Raw genomic sequence first — 15,783 nt, 5'->3', positions numbered from 1 at the left:
CAGTCAGGAGGATTTTGAATGCAAATTGTTAAAATATCCCCACGCGGATACTGCTATGGTGTTGTTGACGCCATGGTCATTGCACGTAATGCTGCTTTAGACAAATCATTGCCCCGGCCTATCTATATTTTGGGCATGATTGTTCATAATAAACATGTTACAGACGCTTTTGCTGAAGATGGCATCATTACTTTGGATGGTCCAAACCGCAAAGAAATTTTGGAAAAAGTTGACAGCGGAACAGTCATTTTTACAGCGCATGGAGTTTCTCCGGAAGTACGTGAGCTTGCTAAGCAAAAAGGACTCGTAACTCTTGATGCTACATGTCCGGATGTTACGGTTACTCATGATTTGATCCGTGAGAAGGAAGCTGAAGGATATGATGTCATCTATATCGGCAAAAAAGGACATCCCGAACCTGAAGGTGCAGTGGGGGTTGCTCCTCAAATTGTTCACCTTGTTGAAACACTTGAGGATGTTGAAGAGTTAAATGTCCAAAATGACAAAATCATTGTCACGAACCAAACAACGATGAGCCAATGGGACGTTGCGGCCATCATGGACAAAGTAAAAGAAAAGTATCCACATGCAGAAAAGCACGAAGAAATTTGCCTAGCAACCCAAGTTCGTCAAGAAGCAGTTGCAGAACAGGCTGGAGAAGCAGATGTGTTAATAGTAGTGGGTGATCCAATGAGTAATAATTCGAATCGTCTCGCACAAGTATCGAAAGAAATTGCAGGTACGAAGGCATATCGAGTCGGAGATGTCACAGAAATCGACATCGACTGGCTAAAAGGTGCACAAACTGTGGCAGTTACTGCGGGAGCATCAACTCCTACGCCGATCGTACGAGAAGTAATCGCATTTCTAGAACAATTTAATCCTTTTGATGAATCAACATGGGTACGCGAAAATAATGTGCCTTTAAGCAAGATTTTGCCTAAAGTGAGAAAGCCGAAATTACCCATCAACTAAATACAAGTAAACCGGAGCGATTCCAAATGGATTCGCTCCGGTTTTTTTATATGAAAATAAATGGATTTGTATTCATATCTGATGGAAGGAAGTTAACTTTGAAACCTCTTTTTTCACTCATTTCCCTAAGGCGTTCAGCCGTTCCTTTTTTCATGATTTTTTCTATATTATGACCAGGATCAACGATGTTTAATCCCATATTCATTGCATCATGTGCAGTATGATAATAAATATCACCTGTTACATAAACATCTGCCCCTTTAAATTTAGCACGGCTCACATATTTATTGCCATCCCCCCCAAGAATGGCCACCCTTTTCACTTTATCCTGAAGTGCACCTACGACGCGGACACCTGGTGAATCTAGGGATTCTTTCACAAAAATGGCGAACTCCTCTAGGCTCATCTCTTTCTTTAATTCTCCAATTCTTCCTAGCCCTAACTCTTCACCTTTTAAATCAAGTGCATATATATCATAAGCTGGCTCTTCATATGGGTGTGCTTTGATCATAGAAGAAATTACTTTTTTTTCAAGGTACTCGGGATAAATTGTCTCAATTCTTACCTCTGATACCTTTTCTAATCTGCCACGCTCACCGATATGCGGATTCGTGTTTTCTCCAGGTAAAAACCTCCCTGTACCTTCTGACGAAAAAGAGCAGTGGCTATATTCTCCAATAGCTCCCGCACCGGATTCCCCTATCTTCGTGAGAAGCTCTTCCGCATTTTCTTTAGGCGCATAAACCACAAGTTTTTTGAGTTTGTGTTCAAATGTAGGCGCTAGTACAGAAATGTTCTCTAGATGTAAAGCGTGAGCAAGCATGTCATTTACTCCACCGACCGCAACATCTAGGTTTGTATGTGCTGCATAAACGGCAATGTCATGCTTGATAAGTTTTTCTACAAGTCTGCCACTAGCATCTTCGGTCGATATTTTTTTTAATGGACGAAAAATAATCGGATGATGGGCGATGATTAAATCCACTTTTTTCTCAATAGCTTCTTCCACAACATTTTCGAGCACATCGAGGGCAATCATAACATTGTGAATAGGCTTATTTAATGTTCCGATCTGCAATCCAATCGGATCACCTTCCAGCGCATATTTTTTGGGGGCAAATTCTTCGAACATTTGAATCAATTCATATCCATTGATTATTTTCATTCTAAAACACCCCTTACAATCTGAATTTTTTCATTCAATTCGCCTTGCTTCTCAATGGTTTTTGGATTTTTTTCGGCTTTCTCAAGCTCGACTAAAATTTTCTCCCATTGATCAAGCTCTTGCTGCCATTTTTTTTGAAATATCTCATTTTTATTTCTTAATAAAAATGGTCCCAGCAATAGCTCTTTTTTCATATCACAATAAGGATGATTAGCATCTCCTCGTTCAGCAACTAATATTTCATATATCTTTCCGTCCTCTTCTATCAACTGCTCATTGACCAGCTGCCAACGGTTATCCAACAACCATTCACGGACATTAGCTGCTGCAATATTAGGTTGCAATATTAACCTTGTTACATGTGAGAGCTTGTCCTTGCCCGATTCGAGAATTTCAGATATTAACGCGCCACCCATCCCAGCGATGATGACACAATCAACTTCTCCGGGCTCGATAACAGCTAGGCCATTGCCTTTTCTAACCTCGATCAAGCCGTTAAGGTCTGACACCGCTACTTGCTGCCGGGCTGATTGATACGGACCTTCAGCAACTTCGCCTGCAATGGCAGTCGTCGCGACTCCCCGCTTGACCGCATAGCATGGTAAATAGGCGTGATCCGAGCCAATATCAGCAATTCTCATACCTTTGGTTATGTAGGAAGCAACACACTCAAGCCTCTTTGATAATTTGTCTATATTCATAGGCACTTCACCTCATATATAAAGATAAAAGAGTTCTTTGCGAAATGCAAAGAACTCTTTAAAATATTATTACTTTAAATTCGCTACCCATTCTGCCATTTCATCAATATTATCAGCTGGGACTAATCCAGCAGGCATACCGCCCGATGTACCATTAGCAAGGATATCGGCAACTTCATCTTTAGATAGGCCTGTTCCATGCAATGATGGACCGCCTCCACCTTCAAGATTTTCCCCGTGGCAAGTGATACATGCTTTATTCGCATATGCTTCCGGTTCAAATGCTACAACCTCTTCTTCCCCGCCGCCTTCTCTTTCCTTAGCGAGTTCCTTTGCATCTCCAATTCCTTTAATACCAAGGAAAAAAATGAGCCCCAGCCCCATGACCATAATTAAAATATACGGAACGATCGGATTACGTTTCATGACTTACCCCTCCTTATGTAATAAACATGTGTAAAATATAAATTTTGCAAACATCTACATTTTACTCGATATAAGACAGAAGGGAAAGTCTTTGCTCCGAAGTTTCACTCTTTTTTCGATATTTGGACAAAATTTGTATTTTTTTCACATTTTTTTAATAACAGCCAACTTCACGAGCAATAACCATGCGTTGCACTTCCGAGGTTCCTTCACCAATTTCCAACAGCTTTGCATCTCTCATCATTCGTTCTACTTCATACTCTCTCATATACCCGTTTCCTCCATGAATTTGAACAGCTTCACTTGTTATTTCCATACATATTTCTGATGCATATAATTTACACATAGATGCTTCCCTAGCAAATGGACGTCCTTGATCTTTAAGCCACGCTGCCTTATAAACCATATTACGGGCCAACTCAATTTTCATTGCCATGTCGGCTATTTTAAATTGGGTTATCTGGAATTGTGCTAAAGTCTTTCCAAACTGACTTCTTTGCTTGGCATATTGCAGCGCTTTATCAAATGCCCCCTGAGCTATGCCTACTGCCATCGCACCGATTCCGATTCGTCCCCCATCCAAAGTTTGAAGAAATTGCTTAAAGCCCTCTCCTTCGATTCCAAGCAGATTTTTTCTATCCACTCTAACATCCTCCAGGACAAGCTCTGTCGTATTGGAGGCGTTTAGCCCCATCTTCTCGTACTGGTCAATAATTGAAAATCCTTTAGCATCAGTCGGAACGATAATTGCACTTATTTCTTTTTTACCATTTTTCTCTCCCGTAACGGCGGTGAGAGCGAGATGATTCGCGAATGAAGCATTTGTAATGAAGCATTTATTGCCGTTGATGACATACTCATTGCCTTCAAGTACAGCCGTAGTTTTTGTACCACCTGCATCAGATCCTGCATTAGGTTCCGTTAATCCAAACGCTCCAAGAGATTCACCCGAACAAATAGGTATTAAATAATCCCGCTTTTGTTCCTCTGTTCCAAACATATTAATTGGTGCGCCACCAAGGGAAATATGAGCAGAATAACTAATCCCTGTAGAGCCGCACGCCCTGCTTAATTCTTCTGTTACAATCGCAAAACTAATTGCATCAGCCCCCGCTCCTCCATATTCTTCTGGAAAGGGAAGTCCCATTACTCCTAAATCGGCAAGCTGCCTCATAATCTCTATTGGAAATCTCTTATCCCGGTCACGCTCTACAGCACCTGGAGCCACTTTCTCTTGTGCAAATTCACGAATTGTCTTCCTGATCATTGCCTGTTCAGATGATAAATCAAAATTCATTTGCAAGCCTCCTTCTCTTAATGGATGCGCCCTAAAACGATAGTTTGATTTAAAAGCATATTCATCTTAAATAAAATAAGAACTTGTCGCCACTAAAAAAGAGAAACAGCAAGGCAGTGATGGCAATGGCACCAGCAATGATAAAAAAAGGCTGCTTGCGCCATATTCCTATAACAATCCATACTAAACAATTTACGAACAACATGATGTATAAAGTTGAGGCATTATTTTCAAAAAATGCTTCATTCAATTGGACCGTATAAAGAAGAACTAGAAAAGCCCCTGTAATGTTAATGACTAATTGATTTTTCTTTTTTCTTCGGTAGTAATACAAAGATAAAAGTAAGATAACACCAAGAATTGACAAAAAAAGCGTTTGCAATCCAAACGAAAAATCTGTAATATAAGTAATTACAATCGCAATTGCAATAATTATCAAGTAAAGCAAGCTGAATAGAAGCTCGTTACTGTATATCATATTTCTTTTTTTAATTTTTGGTTGTTGTTGTGCATCTCCTTCTGAATATAAGGCAATTAAATAATTGCAATATTGCTCCGGAAGCATATTATTTTGTTTCCAAAAATTAATTTCTTTTAAAATAACTTTTTTTCTGCTGTCATTCATAGATCACACATCCTGCTTATTAATATTCGGGGTAAGGCTTTAAAAACCCTTTTTCGGCAAAGAAAAAAGTTTACTTCCGTTTCCGGAAGTAAACTATGCGTCCTATATTTTATTCTAGAAAGTCTTTTAGGCGTTTGCTTCTGCTTGGATGTCTTAGTTTTCTTAAAGCTTTAGCTTCTATCTGCCTAATTCTTTCTCTTGTAACACCAAATACTTTACCTACCTCTTCAAGGGTCCGAGTTCTACCGTCATCCAGACCAAAGCGGAGGCGAAGCACGTTTTCTTCACGGTCTGTCAATGTATCGAGAACATCTTCTAGCTGCTCTTTTAATAATTCATAAGCAGCATGTTCTGAAGGTGAAGTTGCTTCCTGATCTTCAATGAAATCTCCAAGATGTGAGTCGTCTTCTTCACCAATCGGAGTTTCTAATGAAACAGGCTCTTGAGCAATTTTTAAAATTTCCCGTACTTTTTCAGGTGTTAAGTCCATCTCCTCAGCGATTTCTTCTGGTGATGGTTCGCGCCCTAAATCTTGCAATAATTGACGCTGTACTCTAATGAGCTTATTAATCGTTTCAACCATATGAACAGGAATACGAATGGTCCGTGCCTGATCCGCAATGGCACGTGTAATCGCTTGTCGAATCCACCATGTTGCATATGTGCTGAATTTAAATCCTTTATCATAGTCGAATTTTTCAACAGCTTTAATAAGGCCCATGTTTCCTTCTTGAATCAAGTCAAGAAACAGCATACCTCTTCCGACATATCGTTTTGCAATGCTGACAACAAGTCGAAGATTGGCTTCTGCCAGTCTTTTCTTTGCTTCTTCATCTCCTGCTTCAATTCGCTTCGCAAGTGCTACCTCTTCCTCACCAGACAAGAGGTCTACTCGGCCAATTTCCTTTAAGTACATTCTGACAGGGTCATTGATTTTTACACCAGGAGGTACACTTAAATCATTCAAATCAAACTCTTCTTCACTTTCTTTTTGAATTTGATTTGTATTGGGATTTTCTCCCTCTCCCTCAGCTTCTTCAAGTAGTTCAATACCCTGGTCGCTTAAACTTTCATAAAATTCATCCATTTGATGGGAATCTAAGTCAAAATGGGCTAATTTCCCTGCTATACCTTCATATGTTAAAGTACCCTGTTTTTTTCCTTGTTCAATTAATTTCTCTTTTGCCTGTTCTAGGGTGAGTTCGAGTTCTGTTTCATTGGAACGAGCTTTTTCAGCCATGCGTCCCCCTCCTTCCGACATTTGCACACAAACAGCATCATTTATAGAGATCTTTTGAGTTCAATGATCTCTTTTGCAATCTCAATTGCCCTCGCGAAATCATTTTTTCGCTCTGCTACTTTTTGTTCCGCTTGCTTTTCCTTTATCATTAACATTTTAGGGTGTTTCAACACATAATTTACATAATCTCTTAGTTCCTGCTCACTATATTCATTGTCAATAGCAAGCATTTCTATCTCTGTGACAATGGTACGTAGTTTTTTATCCGGTAAATAATTAAGAAATAAACTAGGGTCCGGACTGTTGCCTTCTTCATAATAGCCAAATAAATAAGTAAGTATTGCCTGATGCTCATCAAAATGAAATGAAGTATCGCCAAGCATCTCCATGATTCGATAAGCTAGTTCCTCATCCCGAAGCATTCTTGCAATCAATTGCCTTTCAGCAATCGTATGTGCCGGCAAAGGACTTCGAGCCGGCTTCGGAGCAGTTGGCTGTATATCTTGATGTTTAAGCAGGGGAGGTTGGTTATTCTTCCGAGTAATATTAACTTGCTGTTGCTGCTCTAAAAGAGCATCCAGAGACAAAGAAAATTCTTCAGAAAGCTGCCGTATATATAAGTCACGTTCAACTGCATTTTCAAGCTCACTTATTGTTATCATTGCTTTTTCGATATATTCAAGCTTTTCTCCTTCATTTCGAAGATTTTTCCCTCTACGATAATGGAGAAGTTGAAATGCTGTCCAAGTCAGCGGATTCCCTATTACATCTGCACGGAATTTTTCAGAACCGTAATTTCGAATGTAGTCATCAGGATCTAGCCCCTCGGGTAAAATCGCAGCAGATACCGATATTCCATGGCTGACAAGTAGCATGCCCGCGCGATAAGCTGCTCCTTCTCCAGCAGCATCGGAATCAAAGCAAAGCATGACGGAATCAGCCAGTCTCTTCAATTGCTTTACATGGTTCTCAGTCAAAGCTGTGCCCATCACGGCAACTCCGTTTTTTACACCTGCGGAATCAGCAGAGATAACATCGGCAAAACCTTCAAATAATAATGCAAAGCCTTGTTTGCGAATCTGGCTCCTTGCTTCATAAAAGTTATATAAAAGCGAGCTTTTATTAAAGAGAACCGTTTCCGGTGTATTTAAATATTTTGGTTGATCATCTTTTGTTAATGCTCGAGCTGAAAAGGCGATAATTTTGCCTTTCGAATCTTTTAACGGAAACATCAGCCTGTTGCGAAATCGATCAAAATAAGTTCCATCTTTTTCTCGTACGCCTAGCAAACCTGCCTTTTCCATTAAATCATGAGAAAACCCGCGTTTCTCTAAAAACTTCATAGAAAAGTCCCATTCCGGTAATGAATAGCCAACTTGAAATTTTTGAATACTTTCTTTTGTAAAGCCTCTTTTAAATAAGTACTCAAGTGCTTGCGCACCCTCATTGGTATTAACAAGTAAGTGATTGTAAAATTTTGCCAGTAACTCATGGGCTTCAATTATTTGTAAATGTTCAGTGGGGAGTTGGCTTTCAAAACTTTTACCATCAGGTGCTTCTATTTCAAGGTGAATGTTTCCTCTTGACGCAATTTTTTCTGCTGCAGCTTGGAAAGAAACCCCTTCAATATCCATGAGAAAGGTAAACACATTTCCTCCGGCATTACAGCCAAAACAATGAAATATTTGTTTTTCTGGCGATACGGAAAATGAAGGCGTGTTTTCTCCGTGAAAAGGACATAAACCAAAGTAATTTCGCCCTTGTTTCTTTATCTGGACGTAATCGCTCACGACATCAACAATATCAACAGAAGCCTTAAGCTCATTGATTTTATCCTCGGGTATTCTTGTTGCCACAAAAACATCTCCATCTATTTAATATATCGATATATTATTCGACACAAAACAGCTATTCTCCTTCAATTTTCGACAATAATCTGCGCAAAGAAGTTTCGAAATTACGCCGATCATCTATTGAAAAGGGCTTTGGACCTTTTCCGTAATTCCCACGTTCTCTCTCTTTTGCTGCTAAATAGCGAAAATCAAGTGCAATTCCTATGGATTCTTCCTTATACTCCGTTCCCCGGGATGAAAGAGCATAAACTCCTTTAGGAAGGACGAGACTAGCCAATCCGATGTCTTGCGTAATTAACACATCATTACGGTTAATATGGTTAAGGATATATAAGTCGGCGGAATCCCTGCCTGGATCGACAAATATCCACTCACCGCTTTCCTCCTCCCGATTCGGTTTATGGTCATAAGAAGCGATGAAACGTACATGCCAATTAAATTCCTTAGCTATCAAGGATATTTCCGATTTGACAGGACATGCGTCCGCATCTACATATAAAACTGAAGAAATGCGGTTATTAATAATAATTCTACATCACTCCTATGATTCCTTCTTTTTAGCTAAACCTTTTCAGGAATCATGTCGTTTTATCTTTTTGTCATACGAAAAGATAAGAGCATTTGGTGCTAAACATCTTCGAACACAATAATTAGTTTATTCCCGAAGTAGCAGCTCTAAACCTTTTTTATGTATTTTCAACACAATTTTTTATTATAGCTTATTTTAGGTCTTTTGACCAATAAAAAGTTTAATGAGATTTTGGTTTGAACCTAGACAGAAAGAGCAAAAACACAACTAATGTTGTGCTTTACACTTTTTTGCGCATATAGTTAATAATGATATTCGCAGTTTCCTCTACAGCTTTATTCGTGACATCAATAACAGTGCAGCCAAGTTTGGCAGAAATGATATCGAAGTATTCAATTTCCCTTTTTATTCTTTCAATATTAGCATAACTCGCTTTATCATCCAGTCCTAGTGAAATTAATCTTTCCCGGCGGATAAAATTAAGCTTTTCGGGACTGATTTTTAAGCCGATGCATCGCTTTGGATCTACTTGAAACAATTCCTCCGGCGGATCGACTTCAGGAACAACAGGAACATTGGCAACCTTATAACGTTTATGTGCAAGGTATTGAGAGAGGGGAGTTTTAGATGTTCGCGAAACACCAACTAGTATGATATCTGCTCTTAATAGTCCTCTAGGATCTCGACCATCATCATATTTTACCGCAAATTCAATTGCCTCTACACGCTTAAAATATGCATCGTCCAATTTTCTTACTAATCCCGGTTCGTTAAGCGGAGCATTTTCAAATGTTTTTTCAAATATATCCATCAATGGACCCATAATATCGATCGCATTAATATTTTGGCTATCCGCCTTTACTTTCATATAACTCCTGATTTCAGGTTTGACCAACGTATACACAATCATGCCATGGTCATATTTTGCCAAGGTTATGACTTCGTCTATATGATCTTGTTCTTCAACATAAGGAAACCTCTTAATGATCGCATTGGAGCCATTAAATTGGCTTATTGCCGCTTTTGTAACCAGTTCCGCCGTTTCCCCTACAGAATCTGAAACAACATAAATAATTGGTTTGGCCATGTGTCTCACCCTCCTCACCTTAATATCCTTTAAAAACTGAGCTTGCCGCTTGACGACAAGCCCTGAGAGTTAATTATTTTACTAATATTTCATTCATTGAGGCGTAGGCACCAATAAGTTCTGCAAGTTTAGCCATTTGTGCAAGTCGATTGTTTTTCACTATCTCTTGATCTGCCATTACCATCGTATGATCGAAATAAGCAGAAATAGCTGGTTGTAACGAAGAAAGTGCAGAAAAACGAGCTTCACTATTCGAAGAGGAATGGTATGTTTCCTTCAGTTGTTCCCAAAGTTGATACAAATTCTTTTCATACTCATTTTCAAATAAGGAAGGGTCGATATCTATTCCTTTTTCCGCTTTACCCGCAATGTTTAACACCCTAGAAAGTGATTCGATTATCAGTTTGAATTCACTGTCATCCTTTTTTGACTGTAAAGTTTCCGCACGATTCACAATGTCAGCAACATCGTTAAAGTCCCCACCAAGAACAGCTTCGACAATATCATAACGAATTCCTTTTTCTTGGAGTAAATGTTTAAGACGAAGCTTAAAAAAGCTTTCTAATTTTTGATAAAGATCTTTGTCGACTTGTTGTTCATCATCTTTTATTATGATAATTGTTTTTTTCAGCAAACTCTCCAACGATATATCCCATTCTTTTTCCAGCATAATTTGAATAATTCCAGCAGCCTGTCTTCTAAGCGCATAAGGATCCTGAGAACCTGTTGGAATTAACCCAATTGCGAATGCCGATACAATCGAGTCTAGTTTGTCGGCAATGCTTACTATTGCACCCACTGTTGACGATGGCACTGTGTCTTCGGCATGCCGAGGCTGATAATGTTGATTAATTGCCTGTGCAACTTCAAAATGTTCCCCCTGCTGCAAAGCATATTTTTCTCCCATGATTCCCTGTAGTTCCGGGAATTCATTCACCATATTAGTGACAAGGTCGAATTTGCTAATTTCTGCAGCTCTATCTGCCCAAGCTTTCGCCTTTTCCGACAGGGCAAGCTCGTCACAAAGATTTCCTGCAATTTTACGAATTCTGCTTACTTTTTCAGCTAAAGTTCCCATTTTTTCATGATACACAATCGCATCCAACTTTTTGACAGCTTCTTCTATCGGCATTTTTTGATCTTCTTTATAAAAGAAATCAGCATCTGCCAATCTTGCTCTCAACACTTTTTCATTGCCTCTTGCTACAGTTTCGATATGACGGTGATCTCCATTTCTTACTGCTACAAAATATGGCAGCAACGCCCCTTGTTTATCTCTGACCGGAAAATATCGCTGGTGTTCTTTCATCGAAGTAATTAATACCTCTTCTGGCAGTTTGAGAAACTCTTCATTGAAAGTACCGAAGAAAACAGTTGGATATTCAACCAAGTTTACTACCTCTTCTAAAAGAGCTTCATCAACTGGAATGTCCCAATTTTTTTCTTCTCCTAGCTTTTCAATCTGCTCTTGGACTGCTTGTTTTCTTTCTGCAAAATCAGCGATAACATACTGACCAAGCAATACCTTTTCATAATCCGCAGGATCGATGATCTTCATTTCTTCCCCAAGAAAACGATGACCTCTCGTCTTTTTGCCAGTTTGGACTTCTGCAACGGTAAATGGAATTTGTTCATTCCCAAACAGGGCGACGATCCAACGAATAGGTCTTACATAGCGAATATTCAAACTTCCCCACCGCATACTGTTTGGGAAATGCAAGGAAGCGATCATATCTCCAAGTTCCGGCAAAAGATGAAGAGTTGTTTCACCTTTAATGAACTTTTTCACATGGACATATTCAATCCCTTTTATTTCTTTAAAATAAATATCTTCCACACTCATACCATTGGATTTAGTGAAACCAATAGCAGCTTTTGACCAGTTCCCTTCTGAATCAAGGGCTATTTTTTTCGTTGGTCCTTTTGCTTCTTCCTCAGTGTCTTGTTGAGACTCTTCTACACCATGAACTAAAATAGCTAGCCGCCGCGGTGTGGAGTATAGTTTAATTTCGTCAAAACCAATCTTTTTCTCTTTAAGCCAACTTTGCAATTTATCTCCTAGTGCATTCATTGCATCTTTGATAAATCTAGCAGGCATTTCTTCCAATCCAATTTCAAGTAGTAAATCACGTTTATTCATTACCGGCTTCCTCCTTTTTGAGTTGGTTTAAGATTGGAAAACCAAGTTTCTCCCGTTCCTCGTAAAAGGTTTTGGCTACTTGCCGTGCCATGCTTCTCATTCTGCCAATATAAGCTGTTCTTTCTGTGACAGAAATAGCCCCTTTAGCGTCAAGAAGATTAAAAACATGGGAACATTTTAAAATATAATCATAGGCGGGATGTACAAGCCCTGATTCCATTTGTTTCTTTGCTTCAGTTTCATAAGTAGTGAACAAATTAAAAAGCATTTCCTGATTAGACGTTTCAAAAGCATATTTAGAATGTTCGTATTCTGGTTGATAAAAAATATCACGAACGGTAAATCCTTCTGTCCATTCTAAGTCAAAAACATTTTCTTTATCTTGAATATAAGAGGCAAGTCTTTCGATACCGTATGTTAATTCAACTGAGACCGGCTTGCAATCCAGGCCGCCTACTTGTTGAAAATAAGTAAATTGCGTGACTTCCATGCCGTCAAGCCAAACTTCCCATCCAAGTCCTGCACATCCTAGTGAAGGGTTTTCCCAGTTATCTTCTACAAAACGAATATCATGCTCTAAAGGATCGATTCCAAGCACTTTTAACGAATCTAAATACATTTCTTGAATATTATCTGGTGATGGTTTCATGATAACTTGGAATTGGTGATGCTGGTATAAGCGATTTGGGTTTTCACCATAACGACCATCAGCCGGGCGTCGGGAGGGCTCAACATAAGCAACATTCCACGGCTCTGGACCAATTGCTCTTAAAAAAGTATATGGGCTCATGGTACCCGCCCCTTTTTCAACATCATATGCTTGCATCAGAATACAGCCGTAGTCTGACCAATGTTTTTGTAATGCCAAAATCATTTCTTGGATATTCATTTCGTTCATCCCTTCATAAATAAATAAAAAACTCTCGTCCCTATGCTTATTTTTTAAGCATAGGGACGAGAGTTAACCCGCGGTTCCACCCTAATTGCCGTAAAAACGGCCAACTTTGTGATTTGCTGCTCCGGAGTGCCTTCTTTGATGTTCCATACACCGGCTTACACTGTCCCGGGCTCGCTAAAATGGAGTTATACTCAAATACTCTTCTCTTTCTTTGCAGCTAGATTATTTTGTTTTTATGCTTATACAAAAAAATAGCTTAATTAAAGCAGTTTGTCAAATTAAAGTTGATCTTTCAGTATATCTAATTGGTCTAGAAAGCGTTTCGATTTAAGGTATAAGCCCGAGTATTCATCGTAATACAATGAAATGACCTCTTTTAATTCTTTTTTTGTTTCAGGCTTGACTGATATGGAACCAAGTCGTCCAATATCAAAAAAATAAAACAGCCTTAATAATTTCACGGCATTTTGCGAAAGTGGAAAAAAATGTGGATCTTTTTCAAAACATTGATGGCAAATCAACCCGTTTTCCTTAATTGAAAAGCCAAATTGAGCTTCAGTGTTGGCACAAATAGCACAATGATTCATTTCCGGGTAAAGCCCAAGAACACTGAGCATTTTCATTTCAAATATATTTGTTACGATATCCGGATCAAAATCCTCGTTTATATAGTGCAGTGTTTGATATACAAGTTCAAATAAGAACGGATTGCTTTCTTTTTCCCCGGTGCCTTTATCAAGCAAATCTACAACATAAGAAGCATATGCAGTTTTAAATATGTCTTCTCGAATCGATCTGAAAGAAGAAATCATTTCAGCCTGTTGCATCGTCCCAAGCCCTCGACCACCTTGAATCAAAAAATATCCGTATGTAAAGAGCTGGGATACGCTGGCAAGCCGGCTGCTTGGTTTTTTCGCCCCTCTCGCCATGGCTGCAATTTTCCCAGCTTCTCTGCTGTAAATGGTAACGATCTTATTGGATTCCCCGTAATCAGTCGCACGAATGACAATGCCTTCGCACTTGTTCATCATATACAATCATATCCCCTTTCACAGCAGTTGACTGCATTCCGGGGTACAGCAATAACCTTCAAGTCACTGGATTTCTACTTCGCTCGAATTTTCCACAAGCGGCAGAATATTGATATGTTCTTCCTTTTCAAGTTCCTTTAGAAGCAAGTAAGTATCAACACTACCTGTCTCCTTAAAAACTTTCCACGTGAATTCATACATTTCAATCCCGCCCTTCCATGTGTTTGAAATTCACTTACAATAGTATTTTTTGCACCAAGGACTGAGACAATACTGCGTAAAATTTGTTAATGATTATTTTTCCTTAATACTCATTGTCATTAAACCCAAAATCTTTTAAGTGAAAGGCTTTATTTCGCCAATCCTTTTGGACTTTCACCCATAATTCCAAAAATACTTTGGAACCAAGTAAATTTTCAATATCTACTCTGGCACGTTGCCCTATTTCTTTAAGCATTTTCCCTTGTTTTCCAATGACAATACCTTTTTGAGAATCGCGTTCCACAATAATCGTTGCCATGACATGAATTAAGTCCTGGTTTGATTTATGCTCCATTTTATCAATCAGAACTGCAATTGAATGGGGGATTTCCTCCCTCGTCAAATGAAGCGCTTTCTCCCTAATTAATTCCGAAACGATGAATCTTTCAGGATGATCAGTTATCTGATCTGACGGATAGTATTGCGGGCCCTCTGGCAACTGCGATTTTATTTGCTTAAGCAACTGATCGACATTGTTTCCTTCAATAGCCGAAATGGGAACAATTTCTTCAAATGTATGCATTTCTTTATATTGTTCAATTAAAGGAAGAAGCTCATCAGGCTGAACTTGATCAATTTTATTAATAACTAAGAATACTGGAGTAGTGACCCCTTTCAGCTTTTCAATAATGAATTCATCACCGCGGCCAAACCCTTCTTCTGCGTTGATCATAAAGAGGATTAAATCTACTTCTTTTAGTGTATTCATTGCGATTTTCATCATAAAGTCGCCTAGTTTATGTTTTGGTTTATGAATTCCTGGAGTGTCAATGAAAACCATCTGAGAGTCATCACTCGTTAAAACACCTTGAACCTTATTTCTTGTAGTTTGCGGCTTATCGCTCATAATCGCAATTTTTTGCCCAATTACACGATTGAGAAACGTCGATTTTCCTACATTGGGCCTTCCGATAATAGAGATAAAACCCGATTTGAAATGATTATTTTCTGGATGTTGATTATTCATTCAAATCCTCCGGCGAAAAGGCAAAGGGCAATAACTCTTCTACTGTCATTTCTTTTATATTGCCGTTAAGATTTACCAAAACAACTTTCATATCTTTTGGACAAAATTCTGCGATCACTTGGCGACAAGCACCACAAGGAGATACGGGTCCTTCAGTATCCGCAACCACCGCGAGCATAGCAAATTGTTTATCTCCTTCGGAAACTGCTTTAAAAAGGGCTGTTCTTTCTGCACAATTTGCCAAACCATATGATGCATTTTCAATATTACATCCGTGATACACTTTTCCATCCGTTGTCAGGAGGGCTGCACCAACAGGGAAATTGGAGTAAGGGACATATGCTTTTTCCCTTCCCTTTCCCGCTTCTTCAATCAACTGCTCAATATTCATTTTTGTTTCCTCAGCTTTCATATTTTTATTTTACTACATTTACAGTAAAAAGTTATCAAATACCGAAAAGTTTTTTGATAATTTAATTTTTTCACCCATTTTAACTAACACTGTGAAAGTATTTTATCGTACTCATCGAGGACTTTCAAATATTAAAGCGGAAGCGCCTTGGTCAGTCCCGACAAGCATAAGACAAT

Annotated in this window: 16 protein-coding genes; 1 reads left to right on the top strand and 15 read right to left on the bottom strand. The window is 38.8% G+C overall.

Annotated elements, in window-relative coordinates:
- Window positions 1–18: 18 nt before the first annotated feature.
- Window positions 19–975: a 4-hydroxy-3-methylbut-2-enyl diphosphate reductase gene (locus KHA88_RS02120; RefSeq protein ID WP_213097408.1), complete on the top strand. Its 957-nt coding sequence runs from the start codon at window positions 19–21 to the stop codon at window positions 973–975.
- A gap of 46 nt (window positions 976–1,021) precedes the next feature.
- On the opposite strand, the gene KHA88_RS02115 is transcribed toward KHA88_RS02120, so the two are convergent.
- The 15 genes from KHA88_RS02115 to KHA88_RS02045 form a co-directional block, all read right to left on the bottom strand.
- Window positions 1,022–2,140, bottom strand: coding sequence for a Nif3-like dinuclear metal center hexameric protein (locus KHA88_RS02115; protein ID WP_213121347.1), 1,119 nt, complete (start codon window positions 2,138–2,140; stop codon window positions 1,022–1,024).
- Window positions 2,137–2,841 carry a tRNA (adenine(22)-N(1))-methyltransferase gene (locus KHA88_RS02110; RefSeq protein WP_213121346.1) on the bottom strand — a complete coding sequence of 235 codons (705 nt, stop codon included), beginning with the start codon at window positions 2,839–2,841 and terminating at the stop codon, window positions 2,137–2,139. Before KHA88_RS02110 ends, KHA88_RS02115 begins: the two co-directional genes overlap by 4 nt.
- Before the next feature lie 69 nt (window positions 2,842–2,910).
- Complete coding sequence (gene cccA, locus KHA88_RS02105) at window positions 2,911–3,267, bottom strand: cytochrome c550 (protein ID WP_213097411.1); 357 nt, start codon at window positions 3,265–3,267, stop codon at window positions 2,911–2,913.
- Between the two features lie 154 nt (window positions 3,268–3,421).
- Window positions 3,422–4,564 (bottom strand): acyl-CoA dehydrogenase family protein, encoded by a 1,143-nt coding sequence (locus tag KHA88_RS02100; RefSeq protein WP_213121345.1) that lies wholly within the window; start codon window positions 4,562–4,564, stop codon window positions 3,422–3,424.
- A gap of 61 nt (window positions 4,565–4,625) precedes the next feature.
- Window positions 4,626–5,189, bottom strand: coding sequence for a hypothetical protein (locus KHA88_RS02095; protein WP_213106799.1), 564 nt, complete (start codon window positions 5,187–5,189; stop codon window positions 4,626–4,628).
- A gap of 109 nt (window positions 5,190–5,298) precedes the next feature.
- Entirely contained in the window at window positions 5,299–6,429 is a 1,131-nt protein-coding gene (rpoD, locus tag KHA88_RS02090; protein ID WP_213097414.1) for an RNA polymerase sigma factor RpoD, read from the bottom strand.
- A gap of 41 nt (window positions 6,430–6,470) precedes the next feature.
- A complete protein-coding gene (dnaG, locus tag KHA88_RS02085) occupies window positions 6,471–8,285 on the bottom strand; it encodes a DNA primase (RefSeq protein ID WP_213097415.1) in 1,815 nt (604 codons plus the stop codon).
- A gap of 52 nt (window positions 8,286–8,337) precedes the next feature.
- Window positions 8,338–8,793, bottom strand: a complete 456-nt coding sequence (locus KHA88_RS02080) for a DUF188 domain-containing protein (RefSeq protein WP_213097879.1) — start codon at window positions 8,791–8,793, stop codon at window positions 8,338–8,340.
- A gap of 298 nt (window positions 8,794–9,091) precedes the next feature.
- Window positions 9,092–9,898 carry a pyruvate, water dikinase regulatory protein gene (locus KHA88_RS02075; RefSeq protein ID WP_213097416.1) on the bottom strand — a complete coding sequence of 269 codons (807 nt, stop codon included), beginning with the start codon at window positions 9,896–9,898 and terminating at the stop codon, window positions 9,092–9,094.
- Window positions 9,899–9,971: 73 nt separating this feature from the next.
- Window positions 9,972–12,038: a glycine--tRNA ligase subunit beta gene (gene glyS, locus KHA88_RS02070; protein WP_213106797.1), complete on the bottom strand. Its 2,067-nt coding sequence runs from the start codon at window positions 12,036–12,038 to the stop codon at window positions 9,972–9,974.
- Window positions 12,031–12,927, bottom strand: coding sequence for a glycine--tRNA ligase subunit alpha (gene glyQ, locus KHA88_RS02065; RefSeq protein ID WP_213097418.1), 897 nt, complete (start codon window positions 12,925–12,927; stop codon window positions 12,031–12,033). Before glyQ ends, glyS begins: the two co-directional genes overlap by 8 nt.
- Before the next feature lie 287 nt (window positions 12,928–13,214).
- Window positions 13,215–13,967 carry a DNA repair protein RecO gene (recO, locus tag KHA88_RS02060; RefSeq protein WP_213097419.1) on the bottom strand — a complete coding sequence of 251 codons (753 nt, stop codon included), beginning with the start codon at window positions 13,965–13,967 and terminating at the stop codon, window positions 13,215–13,217.
- 63 nt (window positions 13,968–14,030) lie between these two features.
- Complete coding sequence (locus KHA88_RS02055; protein ID WP_213097420.1) at window positions 14,031–14,168, bottom strand: YqzL family protein; 138 nt, start codon at window positions 14,166–14,168, stop codon at window positions 14,031–14,033.
- A gap of 103 nt (window positions 14,169–14,271) precedes the next feature.
- The gene (gene era, locus KHA88_RS02050; RefSeq protein ID WP_213106796.1) at window positions 14,272–15,195 is read right to left on the bottom strand and encodes a GTPase Era; all 924 of its coding nucleotides are present in this window, start codon (window positions 15,193–15,195) and stop codon (window positions 14,272–14,274) included.
- Entirely contained in the window at window positions 15,188–15,586 is a 399-nt protein-coding gene (locus KHA88_RS02045; protein WP_213097880.1) for a cytidine deaminase, read from the bottom strand. Before KHA88_RS02045 ends, era begins: the two co-directional genes overlap by 8 nt.
- Between the last annotated feature and the right edge of the window lie 197 nt (window positions 15,587–15,783).

Origin of the sequence: Lederbergia citrea (assembly GCF_018343525.1) — a bacterium.
In the GTDB taxonomy this organism is placed as follows: Bacteria; Bacillota; Bacilli; order Bacillales; family Bacillaceae_C; genus Lederbergia; species Lederbergia citrea.
This window is presented reverse-complemented; position numbering and strand designations above follow the sequence as displayed.

What these genes read in the sequence shown, in the direction of transcription:
- KHA88_RS02055 (WP_213097420.1), bottom strand. Translation starts at nt 14,168, where the DNA reads ATGTATGAATTCACGTGGAAAGTTTTTAAGGAGACAGGTAGTGTTGAT.
- KHA88_RS02075 (WP_213097416.1), bottom strand. Translation starts at nt 9,898, where the DNA reads ATGGCCAAACCAATTATTTATGTTGTTTCAGATTCTGTAGGGGAAACG.
- KHA88_RS02045 (WP_213097880.1), bottom strand. Translation starts at nt 15,586, where the DNA reads ATGAATATTGAGCAGTTGATTGAAGAAGCGGGAAAGGGAAGGGAAAAA.
- KHA88_RS02120 (WP_213097408.1), top strand. Translation starts at nt 19, where the DNA reads ATGCAAATTGTTAAAATATCCCCACGCGGATACTGCTATGGTGTTGTT.
- rpoD (WP_213097414.1), bottom strand. Translation starts at nt 6,429, where the DNA reads ATGGCTGAAAAAGCTCGTTCCAATGAAACAGAACTCGAACTCACCCTA.
- glyS (WP_213106797.1), bottom strand. Translation starts at nt 12,038, where the DNA reads ATGAATAAACGTGATTTACTACTTGAAATTGGATTGGAAGAAATGCCT.
- era (WP_213106796.1), bottom strand. Translation starts at nt 15,195, where the DNA reads ATGAATAATCAACATCCAGAAAATAATCATTTCAAATCGGGTTTTATC.
- KHA88_RS02115 (WP_213121347.1), bottom strand. Translation starts at nt 2,140, where the DNA reads ATGAAAATAATCAATGGATATGAATTGATTCAAATGTTCGAAGAATTT.
- KHA88_RS02100 (WP_213121345.1), bottom strand. Translation starts at nt 4,564, where the DNA reads ATGAATTTTGATTTATCATCTGAACAGGCAATGATCAGGAAGACAATT.
- KHA88_RS02095 (WP_213106799.1), bottom strand. Translation starts at nt 5,189, where the DNA reads ATGAATGACAGCAGAAAAAAAGTTATTTTAAAAGAAATTAATTTTTGG.
- glyQ (WP_213097418.1), bottom strand. Translation starts at nt 12,927, where the DNA reads ATGAATATCCAAGAAATGATTTTGGCATTACAAAAACATTGGTCAGAC.
- recO (WP_213097419.1), bottom strand. Translation starts at nt 13,967, where the DNA reads ATGATGAACAAGTGCGAAGGCATTGTCATTCGTGCGACTGATTACGGG.
- cccA (WP_213097411.1), bottom strand. Translation starts at nt 3,267, where the DNA reads ATGAAACGTAATCCGATCGTTCCGTATATTTTAATTATGGTCATGGGG.
- KHA88_RS02110 (WP_213121346.1), bottom strand. Translation starts at nt 2,841, where the DNA reads ATGAATATAGACAAATTATCAAAGAGGCTTGAGTGTGTTGCTTCCTAC.